This window comes from Frankia nepalensis (genome assembly GCF_016786325.1).
Classification (GTDB): domain Bacteria; phylum Actinomycetota; class Actinomycetes; order Frankiales; family Frankiaceae; genus Pseudofrankia; species Pseudofrankia nepalensis.
Map to the genome: position 1 here is coordinate 1 of NZ_JADWYU010000207.1, position 22175 is coordinate 22175.

Genomic DNA, 22175 nt, shown 5'->3' on the forward strand with positions numbered 1-22175 from the left:
GGGTCTCCAGGTCGGTAGCGCGACGGGTACGTCCTGGTAGACCGGGCGGCCCGGCGGAACTCATCGGTGGAGCTCGCGGCGCCCGCGCGCCAGACCACGGGCAGCGGGCCGTCCAACAGCGGCATCGCGAACGACATCCGGCAGGCCCTCCTTCGCGGCATCGGTGTGGGCTGGTGCATCCGAGCGGGCATCGGTGACGGCCTCGCCGCCCGAGCATGCCCGGCCAGGGCGCGATGTCATGCGTGATGACCGCGCGCGGCACCCGTCTGGGCGTCAGGCGCGCCGACCAGTCGTTACTGGGCTAAAGGGCGCCGTTATGGGCGACGGAGGTGCCATGGCGCGGCGAGGCCGACGGGCCGGGAGGTCCATCGACGCGCGTGCGGCCGTCGACTTCACCGGGAGCAGCACATGTGAAGCCGGCCAGAGCTGTGGCGCCGGGAGTGACGGCCGGTGATCGCGACGGCGAAGGTGCTGCGGGTGCGGGCGCGTCATGGCGGGCAGGTCGCGCGGGCGGCGCGGGCGGCGGTGCGCTATGTGGAGGGTGGGCAGCCGGAGTCCGCTGATCCGCTGGCTCGGTATTACGGCGGGCGGAAGGCGGCTGGGCGGCCCGTGGGCTGGCGGCGGAGCTGGTCAGGCTGCGTGGGGAGGTCCGCGGGCTGGCGTTGGAGCGGCTGCTGTGTGGGCGGCACGCGGCGACCGGCTCGACGGAGCGGACACCCCTGGCCACCCAACTGTCGCGGCCGACGCCGGTCGGGCTGGCGTTGAGTTGTTGACGTTGGCGGAGGCGGAGGTGGCGGTGGTAGCGAGGGTCAGCGCGACCTACCTGCGCCGGCTGGTTAGCCGCACCGCCCGAGCCCACGCGGCCGCTGCGCCCATCACGCAGCGTGACGCGAAAGGTTGACGACAAGCTCAGTCGACGAGTTCGCGGAGCAGGTCAGTGGTGCGGCGGATCGAGTCGGCGCGGGCTTCGCGGGTGTCGCCGACGGGGAAGACGGCGGCCCAGATGTCGGTGGCGCCGGCGTCGAGGAGGGCCTGTAGCTGGGCGCGGACGGCGGTCCCGGTGCCGGTGATGGCGGCGTGGGCGGCGCTGGCGGCGCCGCCGCGGGTGAGGATGCGCTGGTAGTTGGGCATTTCGGCGTAACTGACCGCCGACGCGGCCGCGGCGGCGCGGGCCTCGGTGGGGTCGTCGTGGACCGCGACGGGCAGGCCGGCGACGATTCGGGGTGTGGGCCGCCCGGCTTCGGCCGCGGCGGTGTGCAGCCTCGGGACGACGTGGGTCTCGATGGCCGGGGCCGGTGCCATGTACAGCACGACGCCGTCGGCGTGCTCGCCGGCGACCCGCAGGAGCCGGGGCCCGAGGGCGGCGAGCAGGACGGGGACCGGGTGGGCTGGCCTGGTCATCCACCCACCGGCGCCGCGGGTCGACCAGTCCTCGCCCTTGATGTCGACGTCCTCGCCGCGCAGCAGGGCGGTGAGGATGGTCAGGTACTGCTCGGTGCTGCGGCCGGGGTGGTCGTAGGACAGGCCGTAGACGTCGCGGATCAGCGGCTCGTGGGAGGGGCCGATGCCGAGGGTGAAGCCGGGCCGGCCCATCGCCGCGGCGACGGAGGCGGCCCGGTTGGCCTGTAGGAGTGGATGGCAGGGGTAGGTCTGCAGCACGGCCGTGCCGAGTTCGATCGCCCTGGTCTCCTGGCCGGCCAGCGCCATGGCGACCAGTGGATCGCCTGTGACGTTGCTGGCGTACCAGAGCGCGCTGAAGCCGTCGGCCTCGGCCTGCCGGGCCTGTTGGATGATCTTATTGGGTGTCCGGCCGCCGCCGGTCAGGCCGATGCGCACGGTCTGCTCCTCACTGTCCTCATCACCAGCGCGTTCGCGCCGGGCCACGACCCGGTCGCGCGAGCGGTACCGACGCCGCGGCGTCGCCTCCGTGCCGGGTCAGGCGATGGCTTCGGTGCCGGCCAGGGTGGTGCGGTGCAGGAGGCGCGGAGAGATGGGTTCGTAGGGAAGGGCGCGGTGGAGCATGCCGGTGTTGTCCCAGACGACCAGGTCGCCGACGCGCCAGTGGTGGCGGAGCACGAAGCGTGGCTGGGTCGACCAGTCGAGCAGCCGGTCGAGGAGGGCGCGGCTGTCGTCCTGGGGCAGACCGACGACGTGGTCGGTGGTGGCGCCGACGAGCAGGGAGCGGCGTCCGGTGGCGCGGGTCCAGACGAGGGGGTGTTCGCGCGAGGGTGTCCTGTCCCAGCTGGCCCGTTGCTTCGGGGACGGGTTCGGGTTGGTCAGCAGCTGGGTGGCGGCGAGGCTGTGCACGACCCGCAGGGTGCCCAGGTGGTCCTTCTCCTCGTCGGGGAGGGCGGCGTAGGCGGCGTAGGTGTTGGCGAACTCGGTGTCGCCGCCGTCGTCGGCCACCTGGCGGGCGGCCAGCAGGCTGGCCCTCTGCGGGAGCTCGTCGTTGACCCCGTCGATGTGCCAGAAGAACGTGCCCTTCCGGTAGCTCGCCAGCGCGCTCGTCGCCGGGTCGAGGCTGATGGGCGAGATCTCGGGGTGCGCCGTGAGCCCGCCGACGGGAGCGGTGATGACGTCCCCGAGCAGCCGGCTGAACGCGACCAGGTCGGCGTCTTCGAGGTGCGCGTCCCGGTAGACGACCACGCCGTGCGTGTCCAGGGCGGCCTGGCAGTCCGCGACGACTCCCGGGTCGACGAACTGGGCGCCGGACAGGCCGGTGATCTCCACGCCGACGGCGGCTGACAACGGGATCGCGGTGCCGCTCACGGGTCGTTCCTTTCGGCGGGGGCGGGGGTGGAGGCGTCGCGTGACCGCAGCGTGGTCAGCTCGTCGTCGAGTTCGAGGTCGAAGGACCGCATCAGCCAGGCGATCGTCTCGTAGGCACCGACGGTGAAGATGACGTCGAGCAGCTGCTGGGTGTCCAGCTCGCCGGCGAGCACGGCCCAGGTGAGGTCGCTGATCTTGCCCTCGCCCACGAGCTCGTCGACGGCCCGCAGCAGCGCCGCCTCCAGCGGGCTCCAGAACGGCGCGTCCGGGCCGTACGAGACGCGGGCGATCTCCTCGTCGGTCAACCCCGCGTCGCGCGCCATGTAGATGTGCTGTGCCCATTCGTAGGCGGACTTGCGCAGCGTCGCGACCCGGAGGACGAGGAGCTCCCGCTGCCGCTCGGAGAGCGTAGTCGCCATGATGACGTGGCCGTTGAAGGTGAAGAAGGCCTGGGCGAGCGCCGGGTAGTGGGCGAACGTCCCCAGCGTGTTCATCGACTTCGGCCGGTCCCGCAGAACTGGCCGCGCGTGGCGGCGCTCCGGTGGGTCCATGGCGGCCAGCGCGTGGCGCATCTGCGCCGGCCACTGCTTGATGCGGAGCGGTTCGACTCGCGCCATGTCAGACAGTCCTTCCACCGTTGACAGCGATTGCCTTCGTGACCTCGGCGACGCCCCCGCGGCGCCCGGGGCGTCAGCCGACCACGAGCGGGAGGTTGTCCCAGCCCCGGATCGTCGAGGTGTGGACCTTGGTCGCGCCGGTCCAGTCGATGTCGAAGTCGGGGAAGCGCCGCAGCAGTTCCGCGCAGGCGACCCGGCCTTCCAGGCGGGCGAGCGCCGCGCCGAGGCAGTAGTGCAGGCCGAGGCCGAAGGTCAGCTGCTGGCCGATGCGGCGGTGGATGTCGAAGGCGTCCGGGTCGTCGAACTGGCGGGGGTCGCGGTTCGCCGCGGCGAGCAGGAGCAGCAGCGCGCTGCCGGCGGGCACTGTCTGGCCGTGGAACTCGACGTCCTCGGCGACGTAGCGCGCCAGGACCGGGCCGGTCGGCTCGTAGCGCAGGGTCTCCTCGACCGCGTTGGGGACCAGTGAGGGGTCCGCGGCCAGCTCGCGGCGCTGGTCGGGATGCCGGGCCAGGAGCACGCCTATCCAGCCGATCAGCCGGCCGGTGGTCTCGTTCCCGGCGCCGGCGACGACGGAGACGTAGGTCAGCACCTCGTCGCGGGTCAGCGTCCTGGTCACGCCGTTCTCGTCCTCGAACTCGGCGCCCAGCAGGTCCGTCATCAGGTCGTCGGACGGGTGGTCGCGGCGCCAGTCGATGTAGGAGGCGAAGATCTCGCCGCTGATGACCGCGCCCCTGGAGAGGTCCATCGCCTCGCCGTCGCCGGTCCGCAGCGCGCCGTCGACGATCTCCCGGATCGCGCGCTGGTCGGCCTCGGGGATGCCCAGCAGCATCCCGATGACCCACATGGGCAGGTCGTTGGCGAGGGTGGTCACGAGGTCGAAGCGCTCCTCACCGACGACCGGGTCGAGGGCACGCGCGCAGAACTGCCGCACCTTCGGTTCCAGCTCGGCTATCCGGCGCGGCGTGAAGACCCGGGACAGCAGCTTGCGGTGGATGGTGTGGACCGGCGGGTCCTCGAAGATCAGCGTTCCTGGCGGTATCTCGACGTCCGACTGGATGAGCTCGAGGATGTTCCCCCGGGAGTTCAGGAACATCCTCGGGTTCGGGATCGCACGTTCAAGGTCGGCGAATCGGCTCAGTGCGTAGAAGTTGTACTTCTCGTTGCGGTAGAGCGGCGACTCCTCCCGGATCCGGGTGAAGACCGGGAAGAAATCGTCGTTGAGACCGGCGTCGTAGGGGTCCCAGTAGAGCGGCTCGTCGGCATTCATTCGTCGTCGTCCTCCGGATCGCGCTCGTCGGGTGGGGCCCGTGGTCGGACCCGTCGCTCGGGGTGGCCAATGCGCGCTCGCCCGTCGGCGACCGGATGGCTGACCTGGCTAGATCATATTGGTCAAGCGTCCAACTTTATTGGACGCTTGTCTAACATCGGTCCGGGGGAAGGGTCAAGTTGCCGGGGGAGCGGGCGGTACGGCTCGACGCTCCGCGCGACGAATCCGCTGCCCGCTGCGGGCCGACCGCCGGGACGGCCGACGAGGTCGCCGCGCCCTCGTCGGCGGCTGCGGCCGACCTCGGATCGCTACGCTGAGACGATGGCGAATTCTCCGGCCCGGCCGGCCGCCCCGGTGCCGGACGAGCGTCCACCGGGCGCGCCGGAGGCGGCGAGCGTTCACGGCGACGGCGCGCCACCCGCTCGACGCAGGGGAACCGCGGACTCCAAGACCCGCGCCGCGCTTATCGAGGCGACCGCGCGGCTGGTGCTCGAGGAGGGCCACGGCGCGGTGACCGCGCGTCGGGTCGCGGCGCAGGCCGGGTTGAACCCCGGCCTCGTGCACTACTACTTCCGGACCATGGACGACCTTCTGCTGGCCGTGTTCCGGCATGGCGCCGAGGCGAACCTGCGCCGCCAGAAGCGGGCACTCTCCTCCGCTCAGCCGCTGAGAGCGCTGTGGAAGGTCAACACAGATCCGCGCGGCGTGAAGCTGATGATGGAGTTCGTTGTCCTGTCGAACCGGGACGAGGCCATCCGCGCGGAGATCGCAGCGTATGCGGAGCGGTTCCGCGAAGCGGAGCAGGCGGCCATCGCCCGCGTGCTGAAGGAACGAGGCGGCGACGCCCCCGACATCTCACCGGCCGCCGCCAGCATGCTCCTCGACGGCGTCGCCCGACTCCTCGCGATAGAACGTTCGCTGGGCGTGACGATCGGGCACGAGGATCTCGTCGCGCTCGTCCACGACTACCTACGCCGATTCGACACTCCGGATACCGATAACGAAGGTTGATGGCGCGCGTTCGACGGGCTCACGTGGATAGGTCGTGCGCCGGGGCCCGGCGATCCGCGCGATCCGGCGCCCGATCGCGTAGTCGCGGGCCCCGACAGGGTCGGCCAAGGCCGTGCCGTGGACATTCGGCACCCGGCATGCTCTGGACGAGCAGTCGCGAATACGAAGCCTTCGCGCAGGCGTAGCTCGTGCGGCGTCACGATACCGCGGCCGTCCCCGGTCACCATGGCAGACGTTGCGGCATGGCCATCAACCAGCCGCGGCACGAAGCCGGATAAGATCGTCTCCTCTCGAACCGGCGCGGCAGCGAGGGGAGCTAGGAAACGGTGGCGCGAGCGAAGTACGTCGAGTGGTTCTGGCTGGGTGCGGGCACGTTGCGTGCCGTTCTGCGCGAGCGTGGGCTGGAGGACAGACTATCCAGCCGAGAATACTGGTACCTCTGCCCTCTGTGCCTGGACGCGATGTTCACGGTCGAGGAACCCGACACCGGCGAACATGTCCCACCGAGGCGCTCGGCGGAATTCACTGCCACGTTCAATATGTACTCGGCCGAGCGTGCCCGCATGTCCTGGATCAGGTTTGCGTACCTCTCGGCCTTCGCCCTCTTCGGCTGGAGATACATACTGACTCCGACGCTCCAGCCGATCCGAAACAGCCTGGCCGGACGTGAGGGCAGCAGACTTCCCCCGATCCCATTTCATTGCCATGACCGGGATGATGATCGGCGTGAGCTGTCGATCGTCGAGGAGTTGGCGGAATGCCGGAGCCTGCTCTCCGTATGGGGGACGGAGGGAATCTTCCTTCCGCTCCGCCTTGACAGCAGGGGCCTTGACGACCTGCCACGGCGCGTAAGCGGCGAGGCCGCGGGACGTGTCAACTTCACGTTCAACGGGAAGAAACGCCCCTGGCTCGCCAGTCCGGAGCACTGGCTCGACCCGCGGCCGGCCTCGGAGATCTGAGTTGCCAAGCGACCCTGCTGCCTGTTTTCGGAGCAAGCGACCGATAGCGTGCGCACACCGCGCCGTCGCGCACATCAGGAGGTTCACGTGCCGTCTCGCGCTTCCGGTTGTGCTTGTGGCCGCCGCGGCCGCCGGCAAGACCAACATTTTCCTCGGCGCCCGCCGCCGCCTCGCCCACCGGGGCAGGGAGAAGGCCATCGTCGGGACCGGCCGCTCCATTCTGGCCATCGTCTGGCACCTGCTGTCCGAACCCGACACCCACTTCCCACGACCTCGGCGCCGCCTACTTCGACCGCCATGTCAATCCCGAACGCACCCGCCGCTCCCACGTCCGCGGTTTCGAAGCCCTCGGCTACCAGGTCACCCTCACCCCCGCCGCGGCCTGACCCGCAGGCCTCGCCCACCAGGCGCGGCCCCCGGTCCACCAGCGCGCGTCCAAGTATGGTCATCCCCGCACGCCTTCCAGCGGGTCGCAGCCGCGGGCAGCCGCTCCAGCGTGGTCACCGCGGGCGGGCGCGAGCCTGCCTCACGCTGCGCCGAATTCGGATCAGGAGCGGGGGCCGGTAGACCACACGCGCTCCAAGCCCCCCGCCCGCCGGCTGGGAGCGGGCCGTTCGCGTTTTGAGCGGCCACTGTGTTGATCGCCTGCGCCGTGGCAGCGGGCGAGGGCGACCACTCAGGGACCGCGGCGGCTGACCGCCTCCGCCAGGCACCGACGCGAAGTCGGCCAGGACTCGTACGATGCTTCCGCCGCCCTCGTGGCGGATCAACCACGGGTTCGCTCGACCTCCGGCTGCGGTAGTGTGAGGCGTCCGCTCTCCCTTCGGATCAGTGCTGGTGGCCGTGCCGACCCTGAGAACCACACGCACGACCGGCGACTCGGGCGAGAACCAGACGCGGCCCCGGATGATCGAGGCCACGATCGCCTGTATACTTGATCGCGGTTTCTACCGGGCCACGTCGAACGAGATCGCCCGACGGGCCGGGTTTACCTGGGGGGCCATCCAGCGCCAGTTCGGCAGCCGGGAAGCGCTCCTGCTCGCCGTCTACGAGCAGGAATGGGCGCACTTGTTGGCGACCATGCGTGAGGCTCGTATCGAGGGTGACACGACCGAGGAGAGGATCCGGAGCCTCTTCTACATTCTGAAGCGTCACTACGGGCGGCCGGAGGCCTTCGCCGTACTGCAGATCACGATGAACCTTCGGAAAGATCCGAAGACGTCACCCGCGACGCTCGACATCATCCGGAAGTCGACGCGGGAGGCGGAGAAGCTCATGCCGCCGCTGGTGCGTGAGGTGCTTGGAGCCGACGCCGACCTTGCGCTGCGGTATCTGGTCTTCTACACCATCCGTGATTTCTGGATCGGTCTGCACGTGGAGTCCGCGACGGCCCTGGAGGAGACTGTCCGAGGGCGGTACGCCATGTTGATGGAGGACGAGAACCTCCTTGTCGAGGCCCTGGCCGCTGTCGCCGAGTCGAGGGCGGCCAAAGCCCAGGTCCGCTCCGGACCTGCCTCGAGCACCAAGCGTCGGCGCGACGCCCAGCCTCGTTGACTCGAGCTCTTCCGCCCGGCCGTCACGATTGATCGCCACGGGCGATGCCTGGTGTGCTGGACTGCGTCCGCCAGTCTTGGCGGGCGTGCTCCGGACCGCGGCGACATATACCCGCTGACGTTGTCGCGATGCCCCCGTCTGGCGTGGCGGCGCATGCCTAGCTGCCCCATGGGGCAGCTCACATCGCTTGACGCGGCCCTGTCGCCGAAGCGATAGTAAGTACTACCAGCCGGGTCTCGCGGTTTCGTGTCCGACGAGGTCGTGACAAACCTCGAAGATCGAAGAGCATCGAGGTCAACCAACACGTTGCCGGCTGCCTGGCACGCCTGTCAGCGGTGTCGCGCAGCAACGAAGGGTTAGGTCCGAGGAACCTCGTCGACCTGGACGAGTTGTTGACCATCGGTGTCAGAGACCGGTTACGCGCTCGACCGTTCGGGATGCCGCGGCTGGATGGGGAGGAAAGAACCGGGGGCTGGTCCGGACCTCGTCGAGTTCGGCGACGTCAAGAAAGATGAGCTGGGCACGGCGCCGGCGGGATTGTCGCCGAGCGGCCCGGCCGGGGACCGCCCTTGCCGCGCATTCCTTTTGAGGGAAACCAGTTTCCGTGTTCTGAGCCCGAGGCGCTCCACCTACCATGAGAAGAAGTGATCGCCATGTCGACCGACCTGACCTATCGGCTCTACATCGACGGTTCCTGGGCGGACAGCGAGGGCGGCGAGCCGCTCCACGTGCGGAACCCGGCGACGGAGGAGCAGATCGGCCTCGTTCCGAACGCGTCGGCCAAGGACGTCGTCCGCGCGATCACGGCGGCGCGCGCCGCGTTCGACTCGGGGCCGTGGCCGCGGATGACACCCAGGGAACGCTCCGCCGTGATGGTCCGCATGGCCGAGGCTCTGGACCGCCGGCGTGACGAGTTCGTCGACCTGGTCGTGGCTGAGGCGGGAGCGCTGCGCCCGCTCGCCTTCCACGCGCAGGTGGGCACCGGGATCAGCCACTTCACCGACATCGCGGAGCGGGTGCTGCCGACGTTCCCGTTCAGCGAGGCGATGTTGCCGGAGCCGGGCCTGGACGCGGCGGGCCCGCTGCTCGGGCAGGGTGTCGTGCTACGGGAGCCGCGCGGGGTGGCCGCCTTGATCACCCCGTTCAACTTCCCTTTTTTGATCAACCTCTGCAAGCTCGCTCCGGCGCTGGCCGCGGGGAACACGGTGGTTCTCAAGCCCTCGCCGCTGACCCCGCTTGAGGCTCTTGTACTCGGGGAAATCGCCGATGAGGCGGGCCTTCCGCCGGGTGTCCTCAACATCGTCACGGGTGATGTCGCCGCCGGTGAGGAACTGACGCGTAACCCGATGGTCGACCTGATCAGTTTCACGGGCTCCGACCTGGTGGGTCGCAAGGTCATGGCCCAGGGGGCGGACACCCTCAAGAAGGTGATCCTCGAGCTGGGCGGCAAGTCGGCCAATCTCCTCTTCGAGGATGCCGATGTCGACCGGGCCGCGGTCGACGTGCTGACCAACTTCGTCATGCACGCCGGCCAGGGCTGCGCGCTGCTGACGCGGACGCTGGTCCACGAGTCGCTTCACGACGAGCTCGTGTCGAAGGTGACCGCGATGCTGCCGTACGTCAAGCTCGGCGACCCAGCAGATCCCACGACCGGGATGGGCCCGCTGATCAGCGCGGCGCAGCGTGAGCGCGTCGAGCGGCTCATCTCGATCGGCTCCGCCGAGGGAGGCCGGATCGTCTATGGCGGCGGCCGGCCGGCCGACCTGGACAAGGGCTACTACCTGGAGCCGACGCTGTTCGTCGACGTGGACCACTCGATGACCATCACCCGGCGGGAGATCTTCGGCCCGGTGGGCGTCGTCATCCCGTTTCGGGACCAGGAGGAGGCGATCCGACTGGCGAACGACAGCGACTACGGCCTCGGCGGCGGAGTGTGGTCGGCCGACACGATCCGCGCCTTCGAGGTCGCCAAGCAGCTGCGTACTGGCTATATCCACGTCAACGGCGGCGGCGGATCGCTCACGCCGCACGGACCGTTTGGCGGCTACAAGCAGAGCGGCCTGGGGCGCGAGGTTGGCTACACCGGGATGTCGGAGTTCCTGGAGTACAAGACCATCAACTGGCGGGTCGGCTGATGGTGCGCCGGACTCGCCCGTCGGGGACGGTGCGGGCGCAGGGCAGGCCCGGTGCACGGGGCGGCGTCGTTTCTATCGGAACCCCCTGATCCGGTCCTCGGTGTCGGGGATCTCGAAATGAGCCGCCGCCTCGTCCACCAGCCCTTCAGCGACGATCCGCGACTGGTAGCCCTGGAAGAGTGCCTTGTACGCCCGGACGGAACCAACACTGTTGTCGATGATCGAGGCGGCCAGGTCGTCGACGACGGTTGGCAGGTCGGCGTTCGGGCAGGCCAGCGCGGCCAACCCCCACTGCTCCGCCTGACGTCCGGTGAAGCGGCGTGCCGTGTAGGACAGCAGCCGGGCCCGGGGGAGACCCACGGCATGCGGAAGACGCTGACTCATACCCCAGGAGGGGCGCAGGCCGAACTTCGCATGGGTGTCAGCGAACAGCGCGTCTTCCGCGGCTACGACGATGTCAGCGGCCAGCGCGATCTCCAGCGCACCGGTGAAGCAGAAGCCGTTGACGGCGGCGACGACGACGTAGCCGGTCTCTCCCATCAACTCGATGAGGCGGCGCGCGGGTCGGTCGAGCGAGGCACCCACCGCGCCATCCCTGACCGGCTGGCCGTTGAGGGACTTGAGGTCGACCCCCGCGCTGAACGCCCGGCCCCTGCCGGTCAGCACCACTACCCGGATGGACCCGTCCGACCGAAAGGCCGTGAACGCGTCCACTGCCTCCTCGAGCATCCGGGGGGTGATGGCGTTGAGGACCTCCGGTCGGTTCAGCGTGAGGGTGGCGACGGCACCAGCCTTGGCCACGTCGATCTCCTGGTAGGCCATTCCCAACCTCCGGTCGTCATCCACCAACGTCCCCCTTCGGCCCGGGCGACGGAGGCGAGCAGGGCAGGTCGGACGGCGGCGGACCCCCGTCGGTGAAGACGGGCGGCCTCTTGTGACGTGTGGCTAGTACGGCCTCGATCTGGTCCGGCGTACCGATAAGGGAGCGCACCACTCGCTCCTCCTCGGCCAGCGCCTTGGCCAGTTCGACCTGCCCGGCCATGTCGATCAACCGCTTCGTGCCCCGCACGGCCGCCGGGCTACGCCCGGCGATCTCCCTTGCCAGGGCCATCGCCGACGCGTACGGGTCGGCGGCGAGTCGGGTCGCCAAGCCTAGCCGGACCGCCTCCGCGCCGTTGACGACTCGTCCGGTCAGCACGAGCTCCTTCGCGACATCCGGCCCAACCAGCGGCGGAAGCAACTGGGTACCCGCCATGTCCGGTACCAGGCCCCAGGCGACCTCGAGAAGTCCGAGCCTGGCCCCGGGTGCCACGATCCGGATGTCGGCACCCAGCGCGATCTGCAGCCCGGCGCCGAGCGCGGGACCGTGCACGGCGGCGATCACCGGTACGGCCAGCTCCCGCCACACCCACACCGCCCGCTGCGCGGTGTTGATGGCGCTGCCCGGCGGTCGGTCGTCGAAGGGCAGCGACTGTCCCGCGGTCATCCGGGCGAACTCGGCCAGGTCGAGCCCGGCGCAGAACCCCCGGCCGGCTCCGGTGAGAACCACGGCGCGCACCGCGCGGTCGGCCTTCAGTCGGGCGCCGACCGCGCCGATCTCGTCGAGCATCGCCCAGTCGACCGCGTTGATCTTGTCGGGGCGGTTGAGGCGGACTACCGCCACGTTCTCGACCATCGTCAGTGCTACCCGTGTGCCTGGTCCCGGATCGGACGGACCCTCGGTCGGGTCCGCGCCGGCCGGACGGGTGCCACCGCGGTCGTCAGCCTGGGCTGACTGACCGCCGGACGCGGTCGTCCAGACCATGACCTCACCCTCTCTCGCCTGTCCCGCGTCGGCCCGTCATGGAGGCGCCAGCCATCGACGCGCCGCCGTCTCCCCGGGCACGGGGACTTGCCACCGCCAGGGGCGCGACCCGACGGTGATAGCGACTGCTATCGCCGTGATGGTACCCGGCGGCCGGCGTTGTCCGAGCATGTCCGGCCGCGGCCGGTTGTGGCGGTGACCGTGCCGAAATGCGCCGAGGGGGTGCCTGCCGGGAGGTGGCGAACCAGCCGGTACGGCGGCGCGGCCCCGCCGGTTCGCGGCGCGGCGTCGACGGATCAGCCGCGGCGTCCGGCTGCCATCCGGCCGCGGCGGCCGGCACGCTGTCCGCTCCCGAACCTCGCGCGCGGTGCCTCGGACCGCGGTGCGTGGTACCCGGACTCGCTCGTCGCGTCGGGCAGCGTTCCAGCGGGTACCGGGAGGCCAGTGGGCCGGTGCTGACGTACCAGCGGTTGACGGCGATGGAGGGTCACCACCGGCAGGGGAGGTGATCGGCCGTGCGCGACACGGGTCGGGCGGCTTCCTCCTGGCCGGTTCAGCGCGATCCGCCCGGAACCGGCCGACCGTCGCGAGGGCCGATCGGTGAACAGGCCTTCCGCCAGATCGTGGCCGCGACAGTCGCCGTGGCGATGCTGCTCCTGCTGTCACAGACCCTGCTCTCCGGCCGGGCGCGGACGATCAGCGAGATGGTGGCGCCGTGTGTCACGACCTCGTTGGCCCTCCTCCTCGGCGCTGTCTCCGTGGTCGTCAGCCGTGGTGCCGAACGCCGCTGGCGGCTGCTGATGTGCCTCCAGCTCCTGGGATTCTTCGTCGGCGCCGTCATATGGGTCACCTACCGGCGCCTGGACCTCGGCGAGGGGCGCAGCCCAGACCTCGTCGACCTGGCCTACCTGATGGGGCCTGTGGTGACGGTGCTGAGCCTGCTGTGCATTCCGGCCTCGCCGCCTGGCCGTGAGGCGGGCCCCAGGGCGCCACCGGCGGCTGGCTCACGGTTGGTCCGGGATGCCGTTGTCGCTCTCGACAGCCTGCTGATCGTGGGGTCGATGCTGCTGATCGCGTGGGTCACGATCCTGGACACGGTGACCAGCAGCGGCGCCGGTGGCCTGCGGTTGCTCCTGGCGATCGCCCACCCGCTCAGCGGGACGATGGTGGTCGTGGTGCTGCTGCTGCTGATCACCTATCGGCGGATCCACAACGGCCGGATGCTCGTGTTGCTGGCCATCGGGTTGCTCGCGGCGACGGCCTCGCAGTCCACCCTCGTGTACCTGGCGGTCGTCGGGCCGCTGGAGGTCGGCCGGGCCGCCTTCGCCTGGCTCAGCCTGGCCATCGCGCCCCTCGCGCTCGCCCTGGCGACGTTGGTCCCGGGACCGCCACCCGGGCGTCCTGGCAGGACGCGATCCTCCCGACCCCAGGGCGACACGTGGTGGGTCCACGTATACCTGCCCTATCTCCCGTTGGGCGTGGCCGCCGGACTGGACCTGGCCATCGCCCTGCGCGAAGGCGGGCTGCGCGGAGTCACGCTGTACCTCTCGTTTCTGCTCCCCGTGCTGGTCACGCTTCGCCAGATGGTCACGCTCGCGCAGAACTCCCGGCTGGTGGCGCGCCTGCGCGCCTTCAGCCAGCGGCTGGAGCACCAGGCCATGCACGATTCCCTGACGGGCCTGCCCAACCGGGCCCTGTTCGGCGATCGGATCACCGAGGCCGTGGAGGACCATCGCGAGCGCGGCCGGCCGCTGGTGCTGCTGTTCTGCGATCTCGACGAGTTCAAGGCCGTCAACGACACCCTCGGCCACGCGGCCGGTGATGACCTGTTGCGAGCTGTCGCGGGCAGGCTCCGCGCGGCCGTACGCGCACACGACCTCACGGCCCGGCTCGGCGGTGACGAGTTCGCCGTCCTCATCGAGGACGCGGGCGAGGACCCTCGGCACACCGGCGACGGTGCCCGGCGGCGCGTCCTGGAGGCGATGGCCCCGCCGTTTCATGTCGGAGGCCAGCGCCGCCACGTCCACGTGAGCGTCGGTCTCGCGTACGCGGACGGCCGAAGCCCCGCTCGCAGCGCGGAGGAACTCCTCCATCGCGCCGATCAGGCGATGTACGCCGCCAAGGACCGCACCCGGCGCGCTCGCCTCGACCGGTCCGACGGCCAGCGGGGGAGCCTCCGAGACCACGAGATGCGCAGGCACGGCTGACTGCGCCGTCAGGAGTGAACTGTGTCCGGTCCGGCGCGCCGGGACGCTCAAGAACGGCGGCCAACGCCGTGACCAGCCGGCCCGGCCGGACTCCAGCGTGGCGGGCCGGCGAGGTTGCATGAGGGCTCGTCGAGGGGGACACGACCGAGGAAAGGATCCGCAGCCTCATCCACTTCTGGGTCGGCCCGCACGTGGAGTCCGCGACGGCCTTGGAGGAGACCGTCCAGAGGCGGTACGTCATGCTGGCGGACAGCGAGGACCTGCTCGTCGAGGCACTGGCGTCCGTGGTCCGGGTCAGGGTGGCCGATGTCTCCGCCCAACCTGCCCCTCCGCGCGACGTGGACCGGTCGTCGCGGCGCCAGGGCTCGCTGATCCGAACGCGTCCAGGCCATGGCCCTGGACGCGTCGAGGTCGGCATCGAAGGTGAGCCCGCCCCGGCATCGATCCGCCAACGGGCGATAGCGATAGCAATCACTAGCGGCGGGTGTTAGTGTCCGGACGGCGGGTGCCGGGTCCGAGGCAGCGCCCGTGACTGAGAAGGCGAGGACAACGCGGGTGTGGAACCCATGACTACGGCGTCAACGGTCAGTCCCTGGGATGACGCGATCTTCTGGGAGGGTGTGGACGGCGGCCGCCTGCTGCTCGCCCGCTGCGCGCGGTGTTCGCGGATCCAGCATCCGCCGTCGCCCATGTGCCCCAGCTGCGGGTCCGTCTCCTGGGATGTCCAGGAGTCCTCGGGAAAGGGCCGGCTGCACAGCTGGATCGTGTCCCATCACCCGAGCCGCCCGGACGCCGAGCCGCGCGTCGTCGTGCTCGTGGACCTCGACGACGGGGTTCGCTTCGTCTCGAACCTGCACAACGTGCAGCTCGACGAGATCCAGGTCGACATGCCGGTCGAGGTGACCTTCCAACTGGTCGGCGACACGGTACTTCCGCTGTTCACCCGGCCCGGGGGTGGGACGTGACGCGCTCGCCGCACCACCAGGCGGCGATCGTCGGCATCGGGCAGACGGAGTTCTCGAAGCGCTCGGGCCGCAGCGAGCTGCAGCTGGCCGTCGAGGCGGCTCGGGCCGCCCTCGACGACGCCGGTCTGCGTCCCGCCGACGTGGATGGCCTGGTCACCTTCGACATCGACTCGAACGACGAGACCGCGGTCGTGCGAAGCGTGGGCATGACGGAGGTCCGCTGGACCTCCCGAACCCCCCAGGGCGGCGCCGGCTCGGTGGCGACGCTGCAGCACGCCGCGGCCGCCGTCGCCAGCGGGGCGGCCGACGTGGTCGTCATCTACCGGGCCTTCAACGAGCGTTCCGGGCGCCGGTATGGCCAGCCGGGCGCCTTCGGCGGGCGGCGGACCAGAGACTGGCACCGTGCCTACGGGCTCGACACCCCGGCGCAGCAGTTCGCCCTCTGGTTCCAGCGCTACATGCACATGTACGGGGTCACCAACGCGGACTTCGGGCGCTACGGAGTGGTCGCGCGCCAGCACGCCGCGACGAATCCGAACGCCTGGTTCTACCAGCGCCCGATCACGCTGGAGGACCACCAGCGCTCCCGGTGGATCGTCGAGCCGATCCTGCGCCTGCTGGACTGCTGCCAGGAGAGCGACGGAGGGGTGGCGTGCGTCGTCACGAGCCCGGAACGGGCCCGCGACCTGCGTCATCCCGTGGTCCTGATCGAGGGCGCGACCCAGTCGAACCCGACCGACGGTTATGTGACCACGAACTACTACCACCAGGACCTCACGCGCTATCCCGAGGCCGAATCGGTGGCCGCCCAGCTATGGAAGAGCACGGGCCTCGGACCCGGCGACATCGACGTCGCCATGCTGTACGACGCCTTCAGCCCGGTCGTCTTCTACCAGCTCGAGGCCTTCGGATTCTGTGGACGCGGTGAGGCCGGGGACTTCATCGCCGACGGGAACATCCAGCTGGGCGGCCGGCTTCCCGTCAATACCAACGGCGGCCTGCTCGGTGAGGCCTACATCCACGGCATGAACAACATCGCCGAGGCGGTTCGGCAGCTGCGTGGAACCGCCGTCAACCAGGTTCCCCGGGCCGAGCACGTCCTGTGTAGCTCAGGGCGGAGCGCCGCCGTGCTCGGGAGGGGATAGCAGAGGGATGAACCCGTGAATCACACGTTGTCAGGTTCCTTGGCACGCGGACCCGTCAACACGAAGGCCATCTCCTGATGCGTGCCGTGGTGGTGGGCGCGCCGGGCGGACTGGGGCGTCCTATCGGAATCGGCCTGGCCTGGCAGGGCGAGCGAGTGTCGTTGTTGGCGCGCTTTGGGCTCGTCGATCCAGACATGCCGACGTCGATCATTGTGAACTACTGGGCAGCGGGGGAGTGACCTCCTCCTCCATCGGGAGAACGCGTCGACGATAGGTCGTGGAACTACGGCCAGCGCCGATAGTAAATGCTATCTGGGTATGGGTGATGAATCGCCCGCGGCCGCATGGGCGTCAAGGCCAGGGCAACCTCGAACTGGGGGGAACGATGACGGCAGTGATGAAGGGCTTGCGGATCATCGAGGTCGCCGAGCACGCCCTGGTGCCCGTGGCCTCCGCCGTACTGGCCGACTGGGGCGCGGAGGTCATCAAGATCGAGCCGCTGGGACGCGGGGACGCCTCGCGCGGACTCACGTCGGTAAAGGCCGGCGGCATGCACGTGATGCACCACCACTCGAACCGTGGCAAGCGGAGCCTGGCGCTGGACCTGTCGGTCCCGGAAAGCCGCGAGATCCTCTACAGGCTGGTCGAGACCGCGGATGTCTTCCTTACGAACAAGCTGCCGCGGGTCCGGGCGAAGCTGAGGATCGAGGTCGACGACATCCGGGCCCGCAACCCGAACATCGTGTACGTGCGGGGCACGGGTCTCGGTGAGCACGGCCCGCAGGCCGATCGGGGCTCGTATGACCTGCTCGCCTTCTGGCATCGATCGGGGGCCTCGATGGCCACCCGGTCGCCCGAAGGGCAGATCCCGTTCCTGCCCGCCCCGGGATTCGGAGACTCACTTGGCGCGATGACGATCGCCGGCGGGATCATGGGTGCCTTGTTCCATCGCGAACGTGCCGGTGAGGCGCCAGTCGTCGACGTCTCGCTGCTCGCGACCGGAATGTGGGCCATGAGCGGAGCCATCTCGGTCGCCATCGCCGACGAGAACTGGAAGTGGCCGCCCGCGCTGAAGAATCCGCTCAGCGAGATCTACGCGACCGGGGACGGTCGATGGATCGCGCTGTGCTGTCTGCAGGCCGGGCATTACTGGCCCTACCTGTGCGAGGCGATCGGGCGCCCGGAACTGGCCGAGGACCCCCGGTTCCAGGACCACGAGTCCCTGCTGGCCAACGCCGGCGAGGCCGCCGCCATCCTCACCGAGGTCTTCGCCGAGCGCACCCTCGAGGAGTGGAGCCGAGCCCTTGAGGGGTTCATCGGCCAGTGGAGTCCCGTCCAGGAAGCACGGGAGGTGGCCGCCGACCCGCAGGTCGACGCCAACGGCTACCTACAACCCTGCGTGACCGCGGAAGGTGACGAGGTCCGCCTCGTCGCACCACCCGTCCAGTACAACGGGCAGGCGCCGGTCCCCGGCCGCGGGCCGGACTACAACGAACACGGCGACGAGATCCTCGGCGAGCTCGGCTTCGACTGGGACGCCGTCATCGACCTGAAGCTTCGCGGCGTCGTCGCCTGAGCGGCGACCGCACGTGAGCCAGCCACCCGAGACACCGGCCGGGACGGCGCCGGTCACGGACGCGCCGGACATGGCCTTCCTGTCTCGCCCACCGCAGGATGACCTGGAAGATCGGAAGGTAAGCACGCCATGCGGATGGAAAACCTCATCCTGGTCAGTATTGATGATCACGTCGTCGAGCCGCGGGACATGTTCGACAGGCACGTCCCGGAGCGCTGGCGGGCCAGGGCGCCGAAGGTCGTGATGGACGACCGGGGCATCGAGCGGTGGGTCTTCGAGGGTCAGGTGTCGACGTCGGCGGGCCTGAACGCGGTCGTCAGCTGGCCGCGCGAGGAGTGGGGCATGGACCCCACCACCTTCGCGGAGATGCGGCCGGGCGCCTACGACATCCACGAGCGCGTCCGCGACATGAACCGCAACGGCGTGCTGGCGTCGATGTGCTTCCCGAGCTTCGTCGGCTTCTCCAACCGCTTCTTCCAGGAGTCGCCGGACAGGGACCTGGCGCTGGTCATGACCCAGGCGTACAACGACTGGCTCATCGACGAGTGGTGCGGCTCGTACCCCGAGCGGTTCATCCCGATGGCGATCCCGCCGGTGTGGGATCCCCAGGCGCTCGCCGCGGAGCTGCGCCGGGTGGCGCGCAAGGGCGCCCGCGCGATCACGATGCCCGAGCTGCCGCACGTCCAGGGGCTGCCGAGCTACAACAACCTCGACCACTGGGACCCGTTCTTCCGCGCGGCGGTGGAGGAGCAGGTCGTAGTCTGCCTGCACATTGGCCAGGGCCTCGCCGCCATCCGGATGCCGGACGACGCGCTGTTCGACCGGCTCATGCTGGTCAGCCAGGTCTCGACGATCGCCGCGGTCGACCTCATGTGGGGGCCCGTGCTGCGGACCTACCCGGACCTGAAGATCGCCTGGTCGGAGGCGGGTATCGGCTGGATCCCGTTCTTCCTCGACCGCTGCGACCGCTACTACCTGCACCACATGGGCAGCCGGCACGACTTCGGCGGGAAGCTGCCCAGCGAGGTGTTCCGCGAGCACTCGCTGGCCTGCTTCATCAGCGACCCGACGTCGCTGAAGCTGCGCCACGAGATCGGCATCGACAACATCGCCTGGGAATGCGACTACCCGCACTCCGACTCCATCTGGCCCGGCGCGCCGGAGGCCGTGCACGCCGACCTCGTGGCCGCCGGGTGCACGGACGAGGAGATAAACAAGATCCTCTGGGAGAACAGCTGCCGGTTCTTTCGCTGGGACCCGTTCGAGCGCACGCCCCGCGAGGAGGCGACCGTCGGCGCGCTACGCGCGAAGGCGACCGACGTGGACACCGCGATCCGCGGCAAGGCGGAGTGGCGAAAGCTGTACGCCGCGCGCGCCTGACCGCGCCACCCGCACCTTCACGAGGGAGTGTGAACCATGCGGCGGGACTTCTACGGGCCCGACCACGAGGCGCTGCGGGAGACGGCGCGTACGTTCGTCGAGCGCGAGGTGGTTCCCCACCAGGACGCCTGGCTGGAGAAGGGCCTGGTGGACCGGTCCGCGTGGCTGGCGGCCGGCGCGCAGGGGCTGCTGGGCATCGCCGCCCCGGCCGAGCACGGGGGCGCGGGCGATCCGGACTACCGGTACCGCCTGGTGCTGATCGAGGAGCTCGCGCGGGTCGGTGCCGCGTCGTTCAACGCCGGCACCTGTGTGCAGGACGACCTTGTCATCCCCTACCTGATGGACCTGGGCACGCCCGAGCAGCAGGCGACCTGGCTGCCGCGGCTGTGCTCCGGGGAGGCGATCGGCGCGCTGGCGATGACCGAGCCGGGCGCGGGCAGCGACCTGCGCGGGATCCGTACGGCGGCGGCCCGCGACGGCGGCGGCGCGGACGCGGGCTGGCGGCTGTCCGGCTCCAAGACGTTCATCACGAACGGGATCCTCGCCGAGGTCGTCATCGTGTTCGCGCGGACCGACCCGGCCGCGGGCCCGGGCGAGTACAGCCTGTTCCTGGTCGAGAGCACCGCCGACGGGTTCCGACACGGCCGCAAGCTGGAGAAGCTCGGCCTGCGCGGCAACGACACGGCCGAACTGTTCTTCGACGACATCGCCCTGCCCGCGACCGCGCTGCTCGGCACCCAGGGCCGAGGGCTGGCCCATTTGATGGAGCGGCTGCCACGGGAGCGGCTGTCGATCGCCGCCACGTCGTACGCGTTCGCGCGCTCCGCCTTCGACTGGACCGTCGACTACTGTTTCGAGCGCCGCGCGTTCGGCAAGGCGATCGGCGACTTCCAGCACAGCCGCTTCACGCTCGCCGAGCTCGCCACCGAACTCGACGTGGCGTGCGCCTACCTCGACCGGGCGGTGCTGGCGCTCGGCGACGGCACGCTGAGCGCCGTCGCCGCGGCGAAGGCCAAGTGGTGGCTGTCCGACCTGCACAACCGCGTCGTCGACCGGTGCGTGCAGTTGCACGGCGGCTACGGGTTCATGTGGGAGTACCCGATCGCCCGGGCCTACGCCGACGCCCGCATCCAGCCGATCTTCGGCGGCACCAACGAGATCATGAAGGAGATCATCGGCCGCGATATCGCCCGAGGGGCGACAGCGGGCTCGACCGGGTGAACCCGCGCCCGGCCGGGTGAACGGCGGTGCCGGTCGACGCCGCTGGCTCGGTCGGGTGGACCCCCTTGTCCGGCGTGGCGGGACGGTATAACCTCGCGCCCAGCCAATAGCGATCGCTATCACAATCGGCTGGTCTCGGGGAAGCGCGCTCGACGCGCGGTCGTCCGCCGCGGCGGCAGCAACACCCACAACCCAGGCACAAGGAACCAAGGGAGATCTAGTCGTGAAGCGTCGCGTGCTCGCCGCGGTGGCGTGCGTTCTCACACTCTTAGCCGCCGCTTGCTCGACATCGAAGGACGACGCCGATGACGGCGGCACGCCTGCCCAGGCCGTGCAGCGGTCGGGCCTGCTGGCCGACAACGGCGCGTGCGACTCGAGCAAGCCCGTCTACAAGATCGGAATGATGACGCCGTTCCAGACGGCGGCGATCGCCCACAGGTCACAGGTCGACGCCGCCGAGGCGGCGATCACGGCGTTCAACAGCCGGGGCGGCATCGCTGGGCACTGCATAGACCTGGAGCCCTGCGACACGCACTTCGATCCGAACGGGGAACTCGACTGCGCGCGGCAGTTCGCCGACGGCGACGTCGTCGCGACGATCAACGACACCACACAGAACAGCGCGGACGTCACGTCGACCCTGCAGACGGCGGGTCTGGCGCGGGTCGGCGGCTTCCCGAACGTCGCCGACATCGGCGTCAAGAACCTGTTCCCGATCGGGGGCGGCAGCACCGGCAACGTGTTCATGGTCATCCCGCCGCTGGCACAGACCGGCGTCTCGAAGATCGCGCTCATCGCGATCGACACGCCCGCCTTCCAGCGGGTGCCGGATCTCATGAAGCCGATGCTGGAGGCCCACGGCGCTGAGATCACCAAACTGATCCCGGTCGCGGCGGGAACGACCGACTACCAGCAGTTCGTGCTGGCGGCCACCGACTCCGGCGCCAAGGGAGCCGCGCTGATCACCCAGCCGGCGGACACCGCGCAGGTGCTGCGCGCGGCGCAGCAGCTGAGCAGCCCGCTGAAGTTCTCGCTGTCCCTGGGCACCTCGAGCCTCACGGACCTCAAGCAGTTCGGGACCGCGGTCAAGAACGTGACCTTCGTGTCCGAGGTGCCTCCGGTCACCGGATCGCGCGAGCGCTGGCCGGTCCTGGGAGACGTCCTCGCGGACTTCCAGGCGTCCGGCGAGTCGGACCTGCGGCCGGAGAACGTCGACGCGGGAGATCTCAAGTCCTGGATGTCGGTGCTGGCGCTGGTGCAGGTCCTGGGCAAGGCCGGCGACCCGGACGACGTGTCGCGCAAGGCCGTGCTCGACGCCTTCAGCACCGCGAAGAACGTCGACATGCACGGCCTGATCCCCTCGTGGACCCCGCTCGCCACCGGTCCCGGCCTGTTCGGCGGAGTCTCGGACCCCTGGTACTACCAGGTCACCTTCGACCCGGACAGCGGCCAGTTCACCGTGTCGGACAAGCTCCTCAACCTCGTGAGTGAGTTCGCGGGCGAGGCGGACTACGCGCAACCGAGCTGACGAGTCAGTACTCCACGCGCGTGAAGGGAAGCACCGT

The 22175-nt window shown here is 70.0% G+C and carries 18 protein-coding genes; 12 read left to right on the plus strand and 6 right to left on the minus strand.

Going from position 1 to position 22175, the window contains the following annotated elements:
* Positions 1 to 909: 909 nt before the first annotated feature.
* The 4 genes from I6A81_RS32950 to I6A81_RS32965 all read right to left on the minus strand — a co-directional run bounded on the left by I6A81_RS32950 (position 910) and on the right by I6A81_RS32965 (position 4653).
* Complete coding sequence (locus tag I6A81_RS32950) at positions 910 to 1836, minus strand: TIGR03564 family F420-dependent LLM class oxidoreductase (RefSeq protein ID WP_203004135.1); 927 nt, start codon at positions 1834 to 1836, stop codon at positions 910 to 912.
* Between the two features lie 99 nt (positions 1837 to 1935).
* Positions 1936 to 2769 (minus strand): TauD/TfdA dioxygenase family protein, encoded by an 834-nt coding sequence (locus I6A81_RS32955; protein ID WP_203004134.1) that lies wholly within the window; start codon positions 2767 to 2769, stop codon positions 1936 to 1938.
* A complete protein-coding gene (locus I6A81_RS32960) occupies positions 2766 to 3386 on the minus strand; it encodes a carboxymuconolactone decarboxylase family protein (protein WP_203004133.1) in 621 nt (206 codons plus the stop codon). Before I6A81_RS32960 ends, I6A81_RS32955 begins: the two co-directional genes overlap by 4 nt.
* Positions 3387 to 3459: 73 nt before the next feature.
* Positions 3460 to 4653, minus strand: a complete 1194-nt coding sequence (locus I6A81_RS32965) for a cytochrome P450 (RefSeq protein ID WP_203004132.1) — start codon at positions 4651 to 4653, stop codon at positions 3460 to 3462.
* A 465-nt stretch (positions 4654 to 5118) separates the two neighbouring features.
* On the opposite strand from I6A81_RS32965, the gene I6A81_RS32970 reads away from it, so the two are divergent.
* The 4 genes from I6A81_RS32970 to I6A81_RS32985 all read left to right on the plus strand — a co-directional run bounded on the left by I6A81_RS32970 (position 5119) and on the right by I6A81_RS32985 (position 10312).
* Entirely contained in the window at positions 5119 to 5664 is a 546-nt protein-coding gene (locus tag I6A81_RS32970; RefSeq protein WP_407661416.1) for a TetR/AcrR family transcriptional regulator, read from the plus strand.
* A 326-nt stretch (positions 5665 to 5990) separates the two neighbouring features.
* The gene (locus tag I6A81_RS32975) at positions 5991 to 6623 is read left to right on the plus strand and encodes a hypothetical protein (RefSeq protein WP_203004130.1); all 633 of its coding nucleotides are present in this window, start codon (positions 5991 to 5993) and stop codon (positions 6621 to 6623) included.
* A gap of 831 nt (positions 6624 to 7454) precedes the next feature.
* Positions 7455 to 8177, plus strand: coding sequence for a TetR/AcrR family transcriptional regulator (locus I6A81_RS32980; RefSeq protein WP_203004129.1), 723 nt, complete (start codon positions 7455 to 7457; stop codon positions 8175 to 8177).
* 653 nt (positions 8178 to 8830) lie between these two features.
* Positions 8831 to 10312 carry an aldehyde dehydrogenase family protein gene (locus tag I6A81_RS32985; RefSeq protein WP_203004128.1) on the plus strand — a complete coding sequence of 494 codons (1482 nt, stop codon included), beginning with the start codon at positions 8831 to 8833 and terminating at the stop codon, positions 10310 to 10312.
* Between the two features lie 72 nt (positions 10313 to 10384).
* Here I6A81_RS32985 and I6A81_RS32990 read toward each other — a convergent pair whose 3' ends face one another.
* The gene (locus I6A81_RS32990; protein ID WP_203004127.1) at positions 10385 to 11158 is read right to left on the minus strand and encodes an enoyl-CoA hydratase/isomerase family protein; all 774 of its coding nucleotides are present in this window, start codon (positions 11156 to 11158) and stop codon (positions 10385 to 10387) included.
* Positions 11151 to 11993, minus strand: a complete 843-nt coding sequence (locus I6A81_RS32995) for a crotonase/enoyl-CoA hydratase family protein (RefSeq protein ID WP_285222985.1) — start codon at positions 11991 to 11993, stop codon at positions 11151 to 11153. The genes I6A81_RS32990 and I6A81_RS32995 overlap by 8 nt, the downstream gene beginning before the upstream one ends.
* 746 nt (positions 11994 to 12739) lie before the next feature.
* On the opposite strand from I6A81_RS32995, the gene I6A81_RS45855 reads away from it, so the two are divergent.
* The 8 genes from I6A81_RS45855 to I6A81_RS33035 all read left to right on the plus strand — a co-directional run bounded on the left by I6A81_RS45855 (position 12740) and on the right by I6A81_RS33035 (position 22138).
* Entirely contained in the window at positions 12740 to 14323 is a 1584-nt protein-coding gene (locus I6A81_RS45855; protein ID WP_203004125.1) for a GGDEF domain-containing protein, read from the plus strand.
* Between the two features lie 566 nt (positions 14324 to 14889).
* Positions 14890 to 15288, plus strand: coding sequence for a Zn-ribbon domain-containing OB-fold protein (locus I6A81_RS33005; RefSeq protein ID WP_203004124.1), 399 nt, complete (start codon positions 14890 to 14892; stop codon positions 15286 to 15288).
* Positions 15285 to 16433 carry a thiolase C-terminal domain-containing protein gene (locus I6A81_RS33010; protein ID WP_203004123.1) on the plus strand — a complete coding sequence of 383 codons (1149 nt, stop codon included), beginning with the start codon at positions 15285 to 15287 and terminating at the stop codon, positions 16431 to 16433. Before I6A81_RS33005 ends, I6A81_RS33010 begins: the two co-directional genes overlap by 4 nt.
* A gap of 77 nt (positions 16434 to 16510) precedes the next feature.
* Positions 16511 to 16672 carry a hypothetical protein gene (locus I6A81_RS45860; protein ID WP_203004122.1) on the plus strand — a complete coding sequence of 54 codons (162 nt, stop codon included), beginning with the start codon at positions 16511 to 16513 and terminating at the stop codon, positions 16670 to 16672.
* Positions 16673 to 16818: 146 nt separating this feature from the next.
* The gene (locus I6A81_RS33020) at positions 16819 to 18009 is read left to right on the plus strand and encodes a CaiB/BaiF CoA transferase family protein (RefSeq protein ID WP_203004121.1); all 1191 of its coding nucleotides are present in this window, start codon (positions 16819 to 16821) and stop codon (positions 18007 to 18009) included.
* A 129-nt stretch (positions 18010 to 18138) separates the two neighbouring features.
* The gene (locus tag I6A81_RS33025; protein ID WP_203004120.1) at positions 18139 to 19389 is read left to right on the plus strand and encodes an amidohydrolase family protein; all 1251 of its coding nucleotides are present in this window, start codon (positions 18139 to 18141) and stop codon (positions 19387 to 19389) included.
* Positions 19390 to 19425: 36 nt separating this feature from the next.
* On the plus strand, positions 19426 to 20610 hold the full coding sequence (locus I6A81_RS33030) for an acyl-CoA dehydrogenase family protein (protein ID WP_203004119.1): 1185 nt from the start codon (positions 19426 to 19428) through the stop codon (positions 20608 to 20610).
* A 223-nt stretch (positions 20611 to 20833) separates the two neighbouring features.
* A complete protein-coding gene (locus tag I6A81_RS33035; RefSeq protein WP_203004118.1) occupies positions 20834 to 22138 on the plus strand; it encodes an ABC transporter substrate-binding protein in 1305 nt (434 codons plus the stop codon).
* Positions 22139 to 22175 lie beyond the last annotated feature (37 nt).